Origin of the sequence: Candidatus Nitrosacidococcus tergens (assembly GCF_902810445.1) — a bacterium.
In the GTDB taxonomy this organism is placed as follows: Bacteria; Pseudomonadota; Gammaproteobacteria; order Nitrosococcales; family Nitrosococcaceae; genus Nitrosacidococcus; species Nitrosacidococcus tergens.
Genome location: NZ_LR778175.1, coordinates 236,711 through 253,645, shown reverse-complemented (window position 1 = coordinate 253,645; position 16,935 = coordinate 236,711). Strand labels below are relative to the sequence as shown.

At 36.5% G+C, this 16,935-nt stretch carries 11 protein-coding genes; 9 read left to right on the top strand and 2 right to left on the bottom strand.

Annotated elements, in window-relative coordinates; all coding sequences use genetic code 11:
• The first annotated feature begins 28 nt into the window (after positions 1-28).
• Complete coding sequence (locus tag NSCAC_RS01260) at positions 29-589, top strand: COG4315 family predicted lipoprotein (RefSeq protein WP_197744634.1); 561 nt, start codon at positions 29-31, stop codon at positions 587-589.
• Between the two features lie 77 nt (positions 590-666).
• Here the strand turns inward: NSCAC_RS01260 and uvrA are convergent, their stop codons facing one another.
• A complete protein-coding gene (gene uvrA, locus NSCAC_RS01255) occupies positions 667-6,192 on the bottom strand; it encodes an excinuclease ABC subunit UvrA (protein WP_197744633.1) in 5,526 nt (1,841 codons plus the stop codon).
• Positions 6,193-6,334: 142 nt separating this feature from the next.
• Between uvrA and NSCAC_RS01250 the strand changes: the two genes are divergently transcribed.
• The 7 genes from NSCAC_RS01250 (at position 6,335) to NSCAC_RS01220 (ending at position 13,814) form a co-directional block, all read left to right on the top strand.
• On the top strand, positions 6,335-6,829 hold the full coding sequence (locus NSCAC_RS01250; protein WP_197744632.1) for a PH domain-containing protein: 495 nt from the start codon (positions 6,335-6,337) through the stop codon (positions 6,827-6,829).
• Positions 6,830-6,918: 89 nt separating this feature from the next.
• Positions 6,919-8,850 (top strand): acyltransferase family protein, encoded by a 1,932-nt coding sequence (locus NSCAC_RS01245; protein ID WP_197744631.1) that lies wholly within the window; start codon positions 6,919-6,921, stop codon positions 8,848-8,850.
• Complete coding sequence (locus NSCAC_RS01240) at positions 8,850-9,470, top strand: exopolysaccharide biosynthesis protein (RefSeq protein WP_197744630.1); 621 nt, start codon at positions 8,850-8,852, stop codon at positions 9,468-9,470. The genes NSCAC_RS01245 and NSCAC_RS01240 overlap by 1 nt, the downstream gene beginning before the upstream one ends.
• A 10-nt stretch (positions 9,471-9,480) precedes the next feature.
• Positions 9,481-10,383, top strand: coding sequence for a DMT family transporter (locus NSCAC_RS01235; RefSeq protein WP_197744629.1), 903 nt, complete (start codon positions 9,481-9,483; stop codon positions 10,381-10,383).
• Positions 10,384-10,465: 82 nt separating this feature from the next.
• Entirely contained in the window at positions 10,466-11,236 is a 771-nt protein-coding gene (ygiD, locus tag NSCAC_RS01230; RefSeq protein ID WP_197744628.1) for a 4,5-DOPA-extradiol-dioxygenase, read from the top strand.
• Positions 11,237-11,371: 135 nt separating this feature from the next.
• Positions 11,372-12,820 carry an aminomethyl-transferring glycine dehydrogenase subunit GcvPB gene (gene gcvPB, locus NSCAC_RS01225; RefSeq protein ID WP_197744627.1) on the top strand — a complete coding sequence of 483 codons (1,449 nt, stop codon included), beginning with the start codon at positions 11,372-11,374 and terminating at the stop codon, positions 12,818-12,820.
• A 52-nt stretch (positions 12,821-12,872) separates the two neighbouring features.
• A complete protein-coding gene (locus NSCAC_RS01220) occupies positions 12,873-13,814 on the top strand; it encodes a carbohydrate kinase family protein (RefSeq protein WP_197744626.1) in 942 nt (313 codons plus the stop codon).
• On the opposite strand, the gene NSCAC_RS01215 is transcribed toward NSCAC_RS01220, so the two are convergent.
• On the bottom strand, positions 13,786-15,876 hold the full coding sequence (locus NSCAC_RS01215) for a thioredoxin domain-containing protein (protein WP_197744625.1): 2,091 nt from the start codon (positions 15,874-15,876) through the stop codon (positions 13,786-13,788). The genes NSCAC_RS01220 and NSCAC_RS01215 overlap by 29 nt on opposite strands.
• Before the next feature lie 91 nt (positions 15,877-15,967).
• Between NSCAC_RS01215 and rluD the strand changes: the two genes are divergently transcribed.
• Positions 15,968-16,924: a 23S rRNA pseudouridine(1911/1915/1917) synthase RluD gene (rluD, locus tag NSCAC_RS01210; protein WP_197744624.1), complete on the top strand. Its 957-nt coding sequence runs from the start codon at positions 15,968-15,970 to the stop codon at positions 16,922-16,924.
• The last annotated feature ends 11 nt before the right edge of the window (positions 16,925-16,935 follow it).

Genomic DNA, 16,935 nt, shown 5'->3' with positions numbered 1-16,935 from the left:
CTAATAAATTTAGTGGAGGGTAGTAGTTATGAGAAACTCAATCGCTCTTGATTTAAAAAGCGTTATAGCTTTAATTCTATTCCTTGCTTGGGGGACGGTGGTACAAGCATTATCCACAGCTGAGAAATCTCCTTATGGTACTTATCTCATTGATATGAATGGAGGAAATAGTTTATATATTTCCCAAGCAGATAAGCAGGGAAAAGCAAGTAATTGCTATGGAGAATGTTTAAAAACTTGGATGCCGATTACTACTCAAGCTAAAGTAGAAGATGATGTTGATCACTCTCTTCTAGGGAGCATTCAGTATACAAAACACGGTATGTGGGTTGTCTATGGCACAGATGCTAGCCCTAAATCAAACGAGAAAATTAATACCGCTCTATTAGGTACTATTCAACGTAAAGATGGGCTCACTCAAATCACTTATAATGGTTGGCCTCTTTATTATTATGCAGATGATTTAGGCCCTTATGATACTTACGGGCAAAATAAAGAGAGTTTCGGCACTAAATGGCATTTAATGAATCCTAGCGGTAAAGCTGTAGGAGCTTCTGTAACTGCCTCTAATTCACTAATCAATAAATAGAATAATAAATAGCATGCACGCTAGCTTTAAATTAAAAGCTAGCGTGCCGTTTAAATGTGAAAATCATTTAATTAGTTTTATAAATGTTTTGCTAGGAATTGAGCAGTATAACTTCTAGAGGCAGAAGAAACTATATCTTCAGGAGTCCCATAAGCAGTGATATTTCCCCCTTTATCTCCTCCTTTCGGTCCTAAATCAATAACCCAATCCGCCTCAGCAATAACGTCTAAATTGTGCTCAATAATAATTACAGTATTCCCTGAATCAATTAGTTGATGTAACACCTCAATAAGTTTAGCTACATCTGCCATATGTAAACCAATAGTAGGCTCATCTAAAATATATAAGATGTGTTTATTTATTTTAGGATTTCTCTTAGCTAATTCTGAAACTAGCTTAATCCGTTGAGCCTCCCCTCCACTTAATGTAGGGCTAGCTTGCCCTAGTTCTAAATAACCTAGTCCTATCTTCTGGAGTAAAGCTAATGGTGGATAAATTTTAGGATGAGCGGCAAAAAATGATGTAGCTTCATCTACATTCATTTTTAAGATCTCACCAATATTTTTGTCTTTATAACGTACTGCTAGAGTTTCTGAAACAAAGCGATCTCCATGACATCTCTCACAAGGGATAATTACATCAGGTAAAAAACTCATTTCAATTTTTTTTATACCTTGACCATCGCATTCTTGGCAACGACCTTCTTTTATATTAAAAGAAAAGCGACTTGGACTATAGCCTCGTATTTTTGCTTCAGGGGTTTCTGAAAAGAGGTAGCGGATATCATCCCAGAACCCAATATAAGTCGCTAAACAAGATCGAGGTGTTTTACCAATAGGCGTTTGATCTACTTCTATCACTTGATTAACGCTTTCCCATCCCTGTATATAGTGACACCCATAAAAAGCTGGATCAGTATGCTTATTTTTTTCCTTAGATTGTAATCTTTTTTGGAGATTTTTATAAAGTATCTGCCGAACTAAGGTACTCTTACCACTACCACTCACCCCAGTAACACCCACTAAACACTCCAAAGGGAAATCTATATCTATATTCTTCAAATTATGGAGATTAGCCCCTCTGATCTTAAGCCAATGCGATATAGATCGTTGCTTTTTTTGAATAATATTTTTTACTGAATGGTTCAAATAATGTGCTGTTAAAGATTCTTTATGAGCTAAAAGCGTATTTAAGTTACCTGCTACAATTATTTGTCCGCCATTAATTCCACCCTTAGGTCCTAAATCAATAATATAATCTGCCCTACGAATTGCAGTTTCATCATGCTCTACCATCACTACTGTGTTACCTTTTCGCTTAAGCTGATTTAAGGTGTTAAGCAACATTTTATTATCTCTAGGATGCAGCCCTATAGTGGGTTCATCTAAGATATAACACACTCCTTGTAAACTAGATCCTAGTTGTGCAGCTAAGCGAATTCGTTGAGCTTCTCCTCCGCTTAATGTAGGAGCTGATCGATCTAGGGTTAGATAGGTAAGACCTACTTGGTTTAAAAAAGCTAACCGAGCCTTGATTTCAGGCAGTATATCTTGGGCAATAGTAGCTTCTCTTCCGCTTAATTTGATTGTTTGAAAGAAAATTTCTGCCTCAGTTACAGATAATTTTGTAATCTCCACAATATTTTTATCTCGAAAGCGTACCGATAGTGCTTCCGAGTTAAGACGCTGCCCATAACATTTAGAGCAAATAGAAATAACATCATGGAATTCTTTTTCTAATTGAGCCTTATCTAAATATAAACCCTCTAACCCGCTACCTTGGCAGTGAGGACAATAGCCGTGCTTGGAATTATATGAAAAAAGACGAGGATCTAGTTCATTAAAACTACGATGACAACTTGGGCAAGAACGATTTATAGAATAAGTCGTATATTTGCTTTCGATCACTGATAATTGCTCTAACTGTGCAGTTAAACATATTTTAACAATACCTTGTCCTATAGATAGAGTCTGCTTTAATAGGGTAGTTAATTGAGCTTCATTTCGATTATTTACAATAATGCTACCTATGGGTAATTGGATAGTATGCTCTTTAAATCGATCAAGACGAGGCCAATTTTCTGTAGAAGTTAAAATTTCATCTACTTGTAAGTGAGTAAAACCTTTAGTTGTTGCCCACTTTGCAAGATCTGTGTAGTAGCCTTTTCGTGCAGTTATCAGCGGAGCAAGTAGTGTAATAGTCTGGTCTTGGTAATTCTTAAGAATTTGATTCTTAATTGTTAATAAATTTTGAGACTCGATAGGGGTTTGGCAATCAGGACAATATTGCTTCCCTAGTTTTACAAATAGTAATCGTAAAAAATGGTAAATTTCAGTTAAGGTAGCAACTGTACTTTTTATGCCACCTCGACTAGTACGTTGTTCAATGGCTACGGTAGGAGGAATACCATAAATAACATCTACATTAGGACGGGGAGCAGGCTGCACAAATTGACGAGCATAAGCGTTTAAAGATTCTAAATAGCGTCGTTGACCTTCGGCAAACAAAATATCAAACGCAAGGGTACTTTTTCCTGATCCAGAAACCCCTGTAATTACAGTAAGTTTATCTCTAGGAATATCCACATCAATACCTTTCAGATTACATTCATAAGCATGATGGATATGAATAAAAGTAGATTGCTGCTTTTTTTTAACATCGGGATCAGGTGAGTAAGTAATTACTGGCTCAGCTACTTTAGCCAATGCTATAGATTCTTGCTGATATTGCTTTAATGCTGTACCTGTATGATTATTCTGCTCATAGATAATTTCAGCGGGTGTGCCTGTAAAAATAATCTCACCACCCTGATCTCCTCCCTCCGGTCCTAAATCAATAAGCCAGTCTGCCGCTTGGATTACATCCAAGTTATGTTCGATTACTATAAGAGAATAACCTTCTGCTAAGAGTTGCTGGAAAACACCAATCAGGGTAGCAATATCATCAAAATGCAATCCTGTGGTGGGTTCATCTAATAAGAATAAAATAGAGCGAGAATCTTTTTTATGATTCTGAGCTTTGGCTAAATACCCTGCTAGTTTGAGTCGTTGAGATTCACCTCCGCTTAGAGTGGGTAAAGGCTGACCTAATTTTATATAGCCTAGACCTACAGTTTGTAAAGGCTTTATTTTTTCTAAAACACTTGGGTAGTGAATAAAAAAATCCATCGCTTCTGTTACGGTTAAATCTAAAATACCTGCAATGGATTTGCTTTTATCCCCTGTAGCGGAAGATAGAGTAACTTCAAGGACTTCTGAGCGAAACCGCTGACCATTGCATTCTGGGCAGCGAATATACACATCGCTCAAAAACTGCATTTCTACATGCTCAAATCCAGATCCATTGCAGGTAGGACAACGTCCTGTACCACTATTAAAACTAAAGGTTGTGGGACTATAGCCTCGCTGCTGTGCTAAAGGTTCTAGAGAAAAAATTTTTCGTAAAGAATCTAAAGCTCCTACATAGCTAACAGGATTAGATCGAGTCGTTTTCCCAACAGCGGATTGATCTACTAATATTAATTCTTGAAAGAATTCATAGCCTATAATTGATCGGCAATTCCTAAGGGCATCTCCAGATTTTCCTTGAAGAGTACGCCATCCTTGATAAAGTACGTCTTGAATTAAAGTAGATTTGCCTGAACCACTTACGCCAGTAATGCACACTAAACGGTTTAAAGGGAATGTAACATCAATACTTTTAAGATTGTTTGCTTTGGCACCTATGATTTTTAAACCATGGATAGCTTCTGTTCTTTTAGAATCAGAAGATAGAGAGGTAATTTTTTTCCTACCGGCTAGGTAATCACCTGTAAGGGATGTTTTGGCTTCTATCAGTTGATTAGGTGTACCAAAAAAAACTTTTTCTCCTCCATGCTCTCCAGGACCTGGTCCTAAATCTAGGATCCTATTGGCAGCTTTCATAATTTGCTCATCATGCTCTACTACAAGTAGCGAATTACCTGAATCTCTTAGCCGTTTCAGAATACGAATAATTCGATTGGTATCTCTTGGGTGTAAGCCGATGCTAGGTTCATCTAAAACAAATAAGGTATTTACTAGAGAAGTACCCAGTGCTGTGGTTAAGTTGATTCTTTGTACCTCGCCACCACTTAAGGTACGAGATTGGCGATCTAAACTTAGGTAACCTACTCCTACTTCTACTAAATAACTTAAGCGGGATCGTATTTCAGTAAGAAGCAGTTCAAGTGCTTCATCCAGAGAATTAGATAAGTGCAGGTTTTGGAAAAACTGTAGGCAACGATCAATAGGGAGAGAAAGTACATCATGAATAGTCAGCCCTGGGAGTACTTGCCATTCAGATAGAGAAAGGATTACTTGATAGGGTTTAAATCGTTGGGATTTATTGAGCACTTCATCTGCGTTTGCTCGAGTACCGAGTCGCCATAAGAGTGCTTCAGATTTTAAGCGAGCACCTTGGCAATCTGGACATATATGGTAAGTACGGTACTTTGCTAGTAGTACCCGAATGTGCATTTTATAGCTTTTACTCTCTAGCCAGCTAAAAAAGCTATGAACCCCATACCACTGATTATCTTCCCATGCTCCATCTCCCTTGAGTACCCAATCTTGCTGATCTCTAGTTAATCCTTTCCAAGGAATATCTGTAGGAATATTTTTTTGGCTAGCAAATCGAATCAGATCTTCTTGGCACTCTTCATAACTTTTTGTCTGCCAAGGTTTAATGGCTCCTTCTGCAAGAGTTTTTTTCTGGTCTGGAATCACTAGATCATAATCTACACCTATAGTTCGTCCAAATCCTCGGCAAGTTTCACAAGCACCTAGGGGGGAGTTAAAAGAAAATTGGTTAGAGGAAGGCTCTTGATAAGAAAGATTACAGTGAGGGCAATGAAGATATGTAGAAAAATGCCAAGGAGATAGGGGTTGTTTTTTTTCATCTAAGGGGTAGACAGCAATATGACCTTGTCCATGTTTAAATGCAACTTCTAAGGACTCTAGGATACGGCTATGCTGGATAGTATTAAGTAATACTCGGTCTTGGATAACTTCTAATGTATGTTCCGTTTGGCTATGAATTCGAGTATAGCCTTGTTTTAATAACTGTGTTTTAATCTCTTCTGGCGAGGAGTATTCTGAAATATCTACCTTAAAAGTAATTAGAATTCTAGTTTTATGATCTGGACTAGAATTTAAGGTAAGTAGCTGATTATATACTATCTCTGGGGTATCTTTTTGTACTTGTCTACCGCATCCTTGACAATAAAGCTGGGCTGCTTTAGCAAATAAGAGCTTAAGGTGATCATTAAGCTCAGTCATAGTACCTACCGTAGATCGGGAAGTACGAATAGGATTGACTTGATCAATAGCAATAGCTGGAGGTACCCCATCAATATGATCTACTTGAGGTTTATCCATTCGATCAAGAAATTGACGAGCATAGGGAGAGAAAGTCTCTACATAGCGTCGCTGACCTTCTGCATAAATGGTGTCAAAAGCCAGAGAAGATTTTCCCGATCCACTTACCCCGGTGACTACAATAAGTTCATTTAAGGGAAGTTCTAAGCTCAAGTTCTTAAGATTGTTTTGTTTTGCCCCTCTAACCTTAATAAAATTCTTAGCCATAAAAATCTATTTATTTTTTATAGATTGCATCAATATTATTGTGAGTATGCTAAAGCGTCGTATCTTTTTTAATTTATACTAATTAAATTAAAAATTATGCTTATTGTAGAGCTATTATTCACAGTATTTAGGAAAAGTAACAATGAATGAAGAAACTAAAATTTGGTCTGATAGCCAATCCCAAATTGTCAATCTAGGTACTTATATTATTTGCAGTTTAATTCCTTTCATTGCGGTAGGTGCAGTTCTTTATTTAAAGCTAACCTCTTCTGTGCCAGCAATTAGTGTGGCAGCAGGAATTGGTGCTATTGCAATTTTATATGCACTCTGGTGCTTTCTTGAAACCAAAAGTCAGTACTACGAACTGACTTCTCAGCGGTTGAAATCTCATAATGGGGTTTTTTCTCGAAAAATTGAAGAGCTGGAACTCTATAGAGTACGAGATACTGAGCTCTATCAATCGTTCTTTGAGAGAATTTTTGGATTAGGCACAATTACCATTGTTTCTACAGATGCGACAACACCTACTTCTTTAATTGAAGGTATTAAAGGAGCTGAAGAATTAAGAGAACAAATTAGGCATTATGTGGAAGAGTGTAGAGCAAACAAAGAAGTTAAAATGAGAGAGATGGAATAGCTTTTAATCTATTTTTGTTTTTTGTATATGCCCGTAAATTAATATTATGGGCATATCTATATATAGTATGTTAAAAAAACTATAAAAATATGAATAAAAAAGATTTCCATCACCAAGTAAGTACAAATCATAAAATAGAATCTAAAAAACTTCCCTATAGACCTGAAATTGATGGAATGCGGGCACTAGCAGTGCTTTCGGTCATGCTTTTTCATGCAGGTGTTCCTGGGTTTTCAGGAGGATTTGTTGGGGTAGATGTATTTTTTGTAATTAGCGGCTATCTTATTACAGGGATCTTACTCCGAGAAAACCAATCTGGATCCTTCTCAATTTTATCTTTTTATGAACGGCGTATTCGCCGTATTCTACCTGCCCTTATTTTAGTACTTATTGTATGCATTCCATTTGGTTGGTTCTTAATGGATCCTTATAGTTTTTGGCGACTAGGGCAAGGAATAGTTGCTGCTATTACTTTCGTCTCAAATATCTATTTATGGCAGACAACAGGATATTTTACCGCAATACTAGAAAATCCTTTGGTGCATACGTGGAGTTTAGGCGTTGAAGAACAATTTTACATTTTTTTTCCTATATTCCTTTGGGGAATATGGCGTTATAAGAGAGGCTGGTTATGGGTTGCTTTATTTACAGTTACAATTATTTCACTAGGAGTAAGTGAATTAGGAGTTTATTTTGGAAAACCAATTATAACTTTTTACTTAAGCCCAACTCGTGCATTTGAGCTTATGTTGGGAGCACTAGTAGCATTTGCTGCATTTGAAAATAAAATACCCAAACTAAGTAAAATTCTAGCAGAATTATTTTGCTGGGTAGGCATTTTAAGTATTGCACTACCAATTATGATGTTTGACGAAAGAATACCGTTTCCCGGATTAAATGCTTTAATTCCCTCAGCAGGTTCTGCATTAGTGATTATGCTTATTTATAAGGATAGTTTCTTGGGACGTTTATTGTCTAGTAAACCATTCGTATTTGTTGGGCTAATTTCCTATAGTGCTTATTTATGGCATGAACCTATCTTTGCATTTACTCATATTGCTGGATTTTATCCAGCCTTAGAGGGGAATATTGGCTTGGTATTACTAAGTCTATTTTTAGCTTGGTTAAGTTGGGCTTATGTGGAAACTCCATTCCGTGATCGGAATATAATCTCTAAGCCCATGTTACTTAAATGGGCAGGGGTTAGTTCGTTTATTGTATTACTTCTTGGTTTATGGCTTATTTTTACCCATGGCGTATCTAGTCGATTTTCTCCAGAAGAGATGAAATGGTGGAAGTATGCAGATAATACAATCCAAGGAGAGTATGTAAGAAAAAGAGCAAAGGCACTAGAAGGAAATTTTACAACAACAGAGCAGCGTAAAATTTTAATTATTGGAGATAGCTATGCTCAAGATTTTGTAAATGCAGTTTATGAATCTAACCAATGGCAAAATGCACAAATTAGAACAGCTCATATAGAAGCTAGATGCCAAATATCCTATGTGACTTCAGAAGATTTTAGCCGATATATTGCTCCAATATATCGCCCGGAGTGTGCTAGGCGACCTAATATCCCTTCTTTGATGCCAATTATTAAGCAAGCTGACATTATTGTGCTTGCTTCTAATTGGAATCAGTGGGGAGCAAAGTTTCTGCTAGAGACTATTACTAATATGCACCTGAGTTTTAATCAAAAGTTATTTGTTATTGGTACTAAGAGCTTTGGTGAAACTATTAATATTAGGAAATTACTCTATTTAGGAAGAGAAAAGCGAGCTAAATTACGATATAGAGTTATTGAAAGAGCATTATCTATTAATAGAATAATGAAAAATAATCTATCTCCTGAAGTATTTATTAATCAGATTGAAATTATTTGTGGAGATAATGAAAGCTGCCCTATAGTAACTCCTGAAGATAATTTAATTGCTTGGGACGGTAATCACTTAACTGTAGAAGGTGCAAAATACATAGGAAATAAGCTGTTTCAACAATCAGCTCTTTCTCAAACTAAATAATGTTAGTGTATTCTCCGCTTATACAAAAACTTAAAAAAATTATAGAAAAATTACCTTCAGAGCATGTTACTTTGATTGAAGTACGGGATCTAATAGGACAAGAGGGCTTAATACCTTTTGTTTTATTACTTTCCCTTATTTTTATCATACCTATTTCTATCCCTGGCATGGGTGCTATATGCGGTCTAGTAATTTTATCTATTGGGGTAAGCCTTTTTTTTGACTATCCTCTATGGTTGCCTAAATCTGTTAGAAATAAACTTATTTCTACAAAGGCTCTTTCTGTTGTTTTAGAGCACAGCTTTATATGGTTAAACTACTTAGTAAGAATTAATCATCCTTATCGCTTAAACTGGCTAGTCGCTAAAAAATTCTTATACAAAATCCATAGCCTTGCTTTAATTTTAGGAGCTATTCTACTGATCTTGCCTTTTGGTTTCATTCCCCTCAGTAATACTTTACCAGGACTTGCTCTATTTTTTTTAGCAGCAGGATTACTCCAGTATGATGGGATTTTTATTCTCTTAGGTTATTTAATTGATATTATTACTATAATTTATTTTACTGTGTTTATAGTGATAGGAAAAAAAATGTTTTACGAAGCTATTCAATATTTTTGAGCTGCTGCTAATGAACTTCCCTATAAGTAATGTTGGAAAAATACCAAACCAAGCTAGCTCTATCCTTGCACTAGTTGTTTTAACACTTATTTGGGGATATGGCTGGGTTGTTGTTAAGCAAGCACTGATCTGGTGTGCACCCGTAGAGTTTGCTGCTCTACGCTCTATCATTGGTGGATTATTCTTATTTTTTATTATTTTTTTAAAAAAAAATTCTTTAAAGCCAGTACACATTAAACCTATGCTCTGGCTTTCTCTATTACAAACTGTAGGTTTTATGGGCACTGGTGCCTTAGCTCTTGTAGAAGGTAGTGTGGGAAAAAGTGCGGTACTTGTTTATACCATGCCTTTATGGGCTATTATTTTTGCAGCACATTTCTTAAAAGAGCCCATTTGTAAATTACAATGGCTAGCTCTCTGCATTGCAGGATTAGGTTTGATTGGAATCATTGATCCTTGGGAAACTTACTTTACCTTGGCAAGCACCCTATTTGCTTTAATCGCTGGGCTACTGTGGGGGGTTAGTGTCATTATTAGTAAAGAAATGGAATTAAATAATACTGCAGAGCTTATTAATATTAATGCTTGGCAGATGTTTATTGGCGGGCTTGCACTAGAAATACTCTCTTACTTCATGGGAGAATCTATTCCAATTTGGAATAGTACTTTTTTACAGGCACTAGCTTATAACAGTATTTTATCAAGTGCTTTAGGCTGGATTCTTTGGCTCTATGCTCTACAACACTTATCAGCTAGCATTACAAGCTTAAGCTCTCTTGGAGTTCCAGTAGTCACTATTATTCTTGCAGGAATGATCCTTAATGAAGCCCCTACGCTGCCTGAAACAGTTGGAGTTATACTTATCTTGGTAAGCCTTGCGATACTCAGTATCGCTACTTTCTTGAAGCGTTGAATTTTCTAAATTAATTGATGAAACTAAAATTAACTAGATAATCTTAAATAAAATGATTAACTCTTTTAATAGTATAGAGAAAATGCCCCTATTATTTTTGGGGCATGGTAGTCCAATGAATGCTATTGAAGAAAACGAGTTTGTTACTGGGTTTCGAAATATTAGCACAGAAATTCCAAAGCCGAATGCTATTTTATGTATATCAGCACATTGGGAAACACAAGAAACTCAAGTAACGGCAATGAAAAATCCAGCTACCATTCATGATTTTTTTGGATTCCCTCAGGAGCTCTTTGAAGTGCAGTACCCAGCACCGGGTAGCCCTAAACTCGCAATGGAAACAAAGTTACTTATAAAGTCTACTGAAGTAAATTTAGATTATAATTGGGGTCTTGATCATGGGGCTTGGTCGGTGATTAAACATCTTTATCCAGATGCAGATATACCTACTGTTGAAATGAGTTTGGACGTCAATAAAACACCTCAGCAGCATTATGAATTGGCTCAAGAATTAATACCTCTTCGTGAAAAAGGTGTATTAATCATCGGTAGTGGAAACATTGTTCATAACCTTAAAAAGGTAGATTGGCAAAAAATAAACGAGGAATTTGCTTATGATTGGGCGATGGAAGCTAATGAAAAAGTAAAACAACTTATTTTAGATGATGATCATCAGATGCTTATTGATTTTAAAAATCAAGGATCAGCCTTTCAACTTGCTATTCCTTCTGTAGAGCACTATCTTCCGCTATTGTATATTCTTGGACTGAAAGAAAAGGGTGAATCAATTAGTTTTTTTAATGATAAACCAGTAGCTGGCGCCTTATCTATGACTAGCTTAAAAATTGAGTGAATATAGATAGACCGTAATAAAGAAACTTCAGGTACCTATTTCTCACTATATACTAGTTAATGTTGATCAACTTCTTACTACATTGTGCTTGAGAGATAAATTTTTTTAACAAACTAAAACCTATTTACTATAATTATGCTGATTTTTGAATCTTCACGCCCAAACCGACATGCACCAACTCAAATTCCTAAAACTGATTCCGTTACAGAAGATTTACCAAAGGATCTATTGAGGAAAACGCCTCCTAGGTTACCTGAAGTCTCTGAATTAGATGTAGTCCGGCATTATACTCGGCTATCTCAAAAAAATTTTTCAATTGATACCCATTTCTACCCTTTAGGCTCTTGTACTATGAAGTACAATCCCAAGATCTGTCATACGCTAGCGAACCTACCAGGATTTTTAGAGCGACATCCAGCGACTCCTGATTTTCTAAGCCAAGGCTATTTATCTTGCCTTTATGAAATGCAAGAAATTTTAGCAGCTATTACAGGGATGAAGGCTATTAGCCTTGCTTCTATGGCCGGTGCTCAAGGAGAATTTACTGGAGTGGCAATGATTCGGGCTTATCATGATGCAATGGGTAATCATGAGCGGCGTGAAATGTTAGTTCCTGATGCAGCCCATGGCACTAACCCTGCAACAGCAACTATGTGTGGCTTTCAGGTACGAGAAATTCCCACCAATGTAGAAGGAGATATAGACTTAGTAGCACTTGATAAAGTACTCGGTCCAAAAACTGCAGGAATTATGTTGACTAATCCTTCTACCCTAGGAATTTTTGATCGAAATATTAAAATAGTTGCCGATAAAGTGCATCAAGCAGGCGGATTACTTTATTATGATGGAGCAAATCTAAATGCTATTTTAGGTAAAGTAAAACCCGGAGATATGGGTTTTGATGTCATTCATCTTAATTTGCATAAAACCTTTGCTACACCTCATGGCAGTGGTGGTCCTGGGGCAGGACCTGTTGGTGTCGGTGAAAAATTATTTCCTTTTCTACCCATACCTCGAGTAGGTAGAAGAGAAGATGGGAAATATCGTTGGTTTGTAGAAGATGATTGCCCACAAAGTATTGGCCGGCTTTCTGCTTGGATGGGTAATGCAGGAGTTTTACTTCGTGCTTATATTTATATTAGATTGCTAGGTCGAGAAGGTATGGAGCGAGTATCTGATTTTTCTGCTCTAAACGCTAACTATCTTGCAAAGAAAATGAGCGAGCTAGGATTTGATTTAGCTTATCCAACTCGTCGTGCTGGTCATGAATTTGTTGTCACCTTAAAGCGACAAGCTCAAGAAATGAATATGACTGCAACCGATGTGGCTAAACGATTACTAGATCTTGGTTTTCACGCACCTACTATTTATTTTCCCCTCTTAGTACCGGAGTGCCTTTTAATAGAGCCAGCGGAGACAGAAAGTAAGCAAACTCTTGATTTTTTTGTTGATGCAATGGCACAAATTATGAAAGAAGCACACGAGGATCTAAATCAACTTAAATCTGCTCCTCATAATTTACCAGTGCGTCGCCTTGATGAAGTCAAAGCAGCACGAGAATTAGATATCGCTTGGCAGGGTTAAAATGAAATTATATTATTCTTTAGATAAAAATTTTTATAATTAAGGAGAAATCATGTCAGCGTTAATTTGTGGATCATTTGCCTATGATACGATCATGGTATTCCATGATCAGTTTAAAAAGCATATCCTTCCAGATAAAGTACATATGCTTAATGTTTCTTTTTTAGCCCCTAAGCTACGAAGAGAATTTGGGGGATGTGCAGGCAATATCGCTTACAATCTTAAATTGCTTCAAGGAGAGCCTATTCCCATGGGAACGGTAGGAGATGATTTTTCTTCCTATCGAGGATGGTTTATTGAAAAAGATATTCCACTCCAATATGTACGCTTAATTGATAATACTTATACAGCACAAGCATTTATTACTACAGATATCGATAGTAATCAGATTACAGTATTTCATCCAGGAGCAATGAATTTTTCCCACGAAAATAGAATTGAAGATGCTAATAAAAATAAAGATATTGATATTGGCATTATTTCTCCTGATGGTCGAGATGGGATGATCCAACACGCTAAACAATTCCATGAAGCAGGTATTCCATTTATATTTGATCCGGGCCAGGGATTGCCTATGTTTAGCGAAAAAGAACTTCTTAGCTTTGTCCAACAGGCTACTTGGATAAGTATGAATGATTATGAAGCACATTTATTTCAAGAGCGTACTCAACTATCTATTGAAGAACTTGCAAAACAAGTAAAAGCGTTTATTGTCACGCAAGGTGGTGATGGCTCTACTATTTATACTGAAGGGAAAGAGCTTAAAATTCCATCTGCTAAAGCTGCTTTAGTTTCAGATCCAACAGGATGTGGTGATGCTTATCGAGCAGGACTACTCTATGGTATTAGCTGCGATATGGATTGGGAAAATACTGGCCGAATTGCTTCTTTATTAGGAGCAATTAAAATTGAATCCCATGGTACTCAAAACCACCATTTTAAGCTCACAGAATTCTGGGATCGCTTTAGAGATAGCTTTGGCTACTGTCTTTAACTTTAAAATGATTTTTAAATGATTCAAATTCGGTGATGGGGGCTAAACAAGTCTGACCATGACAAATATAAGCTGTTACCCCATTTGAGCTAATAGATTGGTATTTTTCTAGTTGCTTAGGTAAATACTTAGCATGTGATGGAATTGCGAGCACTATTCTTTGTTGTAGATAGTGCTCTAAAACAAGACTATGCCATGGAGTCAATACTGATTCAGGTCCTCGTAGGATAATTATTTCTGGAGGGTAAAGATATGATTCTAGTGCTTTAAGCAAGCTACAGTGGGCGTGTGGTATTTGCTGGACACTAAACCAACTAGTCTTTAAGCATCGTTCAGCTGCTTCCAAATAAACCATATTACCTAATAAATGCCCAAGCCGAATTAGGTTATACGTCATTACTCCATTTCCTGAAGGAGTTGCATTATCTGTTAAAGGTATTAAACGAGAAATGGGTATCTCTTGATCGTGGGCAGTGAAATAAAAACCGCCTTGTTCTTTATTTTCAAAATGGGTAAGCACCGTATCGGTAAGTTGAATTAAGAAAGCTAAATACTCATCTTTCCACTGTGTTTGTAGTAAAGTTATTAGTGCATCAATGAGAAAAGCATAATCATCGAGATAAGCGAGGTATCTTGCTTTTTTGTCTTTATAAGTAGCCAGCAAGCGGTTATTTATCCATAAGTTATTATAGATAAATTTCAATGCTCTCTCAGCAGAATCAATAAAACTAGGCTGATTTAATACTTGTCCCGCACTTACCATACCTTTAATCATTAATCCATTCCAAGAAGTCAGTATCTTTCCATCTCGAGTTGGATAGATACGATTATTTCTAGTAATACGTAATCTTTCTTTAATAGTAATAATTTTTTTTTGGGTATTATCAAGAGGTAATTCTAGTTTTTGAGCTAAAGTTTCTGTATTAACAGCAGCACAGTGTAAGTGCCAACAGCCTTCAAAATTGCTAGGCTGATCTAGCCCAAAGTATCGACTGGCTAATTGGTATTCATCGTCATCTAATATTGATTGAATTTCCTCTTGAGACCAAATATAGTATTTACCTTCATGACCTTCTGAATCTGCATCTAAGGATGAGTAGTATCCTCCTTCTGAAGATTGCATTTCTCTAATTACCCAATTTCCAGTCTCAAGTAATACCCTATGGTATAGCTTTGCTTTTAGTAGGCTATAGGCTTTGCTGTAGAGAAATAATAATTGACCATTGTCATAGAGCATTTTTTCAAAGTGAGGAATTTGCCATTTTCCATCTACTGAATAACGATAAAATCCCCCACCTATCTGATCATAGATTCCCCCTAATGCCATGTGATCTAACGTGATCTGAAGTTTAGTAATGGATTGTTGTTGCTCTTCTTTTGTTAAGTAAAATTCTATGGCCTCATTCAAATATCGTTCAATGATTGGTGGATTAGGAAATTTAGGAGCACCTTTCATCCCACCATATTGAAAATCAAAGGATTGAGTTAATTCTTTCTGCGATCTTTTTAGTGGAGAAAAATCTAAGCTAGAAACTTTATCAATCGAGATTCGCTTATCAATATTTCTAAAAGCAGCTAATAAACGGCTATTTTGAGCATAAATTTCTGAAGAGTGTGTGTAAAAGTATTGGGAGATTTGTTGTAATAAATCTTTAAATCCTGGTAATCCATATCGGCCTTCAGGAGGAAAATAAGTACCGCTAAAAAAGGGAACTTGTTTCGTAGGCTCTAAAAATAAAGTCAATGGCCAGCCACCCGCTCGCCCAGTTAGCATTTGCTGTGCTAATTGATAAACTTGATCTAGATCAGGGCGCTCTTCCCTATCCACTTTAATATTAATGAAATGCTGATTCATAATTAGTGCGGTATCTTTATCCTCAAAAGATTCGTGAGCCATAACGTGGCACCAATGACAAGCAGAATAACCAATAGAGAGTAAAATAGGTTTTTTCTCTTGAGAGGCACGATCTAGTGCATCTTTATTCCAAGGATACCAGTTTACTGGATTATCTACATGTTGTAGCAAGTAAGGACTTGTTTCATTTTGGAGGTGGTTTTTCATGACACTAAACACTAATAAAATTTTACATAAATGACTGGATTTATCTTTTCAGTATACTGGCTTAGAATTTTTTCTGTATAGTACATATTCTATGAAAGAAGTGATACAAGAAAATACTACTATTCCTCTAGAATTAGGAGGGAAGCGTTTAGATCAAGCTTTAGTACAAACTTTTCCTCAATATTCTCGCACTCGTATTCAAGCATGGATAAAAGATGGTCAAATAAAAATTAATAATACCTTAGCTCGTCCTCGAGACATAGTATCAGGCGGAGAGGTTGTAATACTACATACAGAAATAGAAGCTAAAGTTGAGTGGAGACCCCAACCATTGCCACTTCATATTGTTTATGAGGATGAAGCCCTTATCGTTATTAATAAGCCAGCTAACTTAGTAGTACATCCAGCCGTAGGCAATTATGATGGTACTTTAGTCAATGGGTTGTTAAACTATGCTTCTGAGTTAGAAGTAATACCACGAGCAGGGCTTGTTCATCGACTAGATAGAGATACTACGGGTCTTTTAGTAGTAGCTAAAACTATCCCAGCTCATACTAGCCTAGTGCAGCAGTTGCAGAGTCATAAAATACGCAGAGAATATCGAGCTATTACTATGGGTGTTATGACAAGTGGTGGTGTTATTAGAGCATCTATAGCTCGCCATTCTATTGATAGAAAGAAAATGGCAGTAAGTGATTCTGGGAAACCAGCAGTTACCTACTATAGGGTACTATCTCGTTTTCAGACCCATACCTACGTAACCTGTCTTTTAGAGACGGGTAGAACGCATCAAATTCGAGTTCATTTGTCTTATATCAATTACCCCTTACTTGGAGATCCTGTTTATGGTAGGCGTCTCCAAATTCCAGAAAAAAGTAACGAAATGCTTATTGATGGACTACGTAATTTTAAACGACAAGCACTGCACGCTGTTCGTTTGGGGCTTACTCACCCATTAAGCGGGCAAGAAATGACTTGGGAAGCACCACTTCCAGAAGATATGAAGAATATACTTACTCTGCTTAAAGAGAATAATGATTTAAAATAAAATTAACTAAA

Coding starts and splice junctions, on each gene's coding strand:
- NSCAC_RS01260 (WP_197744634.1), top strand. CDS start 29: ATGAGAAACTCAATCGCTCTTGATTTAAAAAGCGTTATAGCTTTAATT.
- uvrA (WP_197744633.1), bottom strand. CDS start 6,192: ATGGCTAAGAATTTTATTAAGGTTAGAGGGGCAAAACAAAACAATCTT.
- NSCAC_RS01250 (WP_197744632.1), top strand. CDS start 6,335: ATGAATGAAGAAACTAAAATTTGGTCTGATAGCCAATCCCAAATTGTC.
- NSCAC_RS01245 (WP_197744631.1), top strand. CDS start 6,919: ATGAATAAAAAAGATTTCCATCACCAAGTAAGTACAAATCATAAAATA.
- NSCAC_RS01240 (WP_197744630.1), top strand. CDS start 8,850: ATGTTAGTGTATTCTCCGCTTATACAAAAACTTAAAAAAATTATAGAA.
- NSCAC_RS01235 (WP_197744629.1), top strand. CDS start 9,481: ATGAACTTCCCTATAAGTAATGTTGGAAAAATACCAAACCAAGCTAGC.
- ygiD (WP_197744628.1), top strand. CDS start 10,466: ATGCCCCTATTATTTTTGGGGCATGGTAGTCCAATGAATGCTATTGAA.
- gcvPB (WP_197744627.1), top strand. CDS start 11,372: ATGCTGATTTTTGAATCTTCACGCCCAAACCGACATGCACCAACTCAA.
- NSCAC_RS01220 (WP_197744626.1), top strand. CDS start 12,873: ATGTCAGCGTTAATTTGTGGATCATTTGCCTATGATACGATCATGGTA.
- NSCAC_RS01215 (WP_197744625.1), bottom strand. CDS start 15,876: ATGAAAAACCACCTCCAAAATGAAACAAGTCCTTACTTGCTACAACAT.
- rluD (WP_197744624.1), top strand. CDS start 15,968: ATGAAAGAAGTGATACAAGAAAATACTACTATTCCTCTAGAATTAGGA.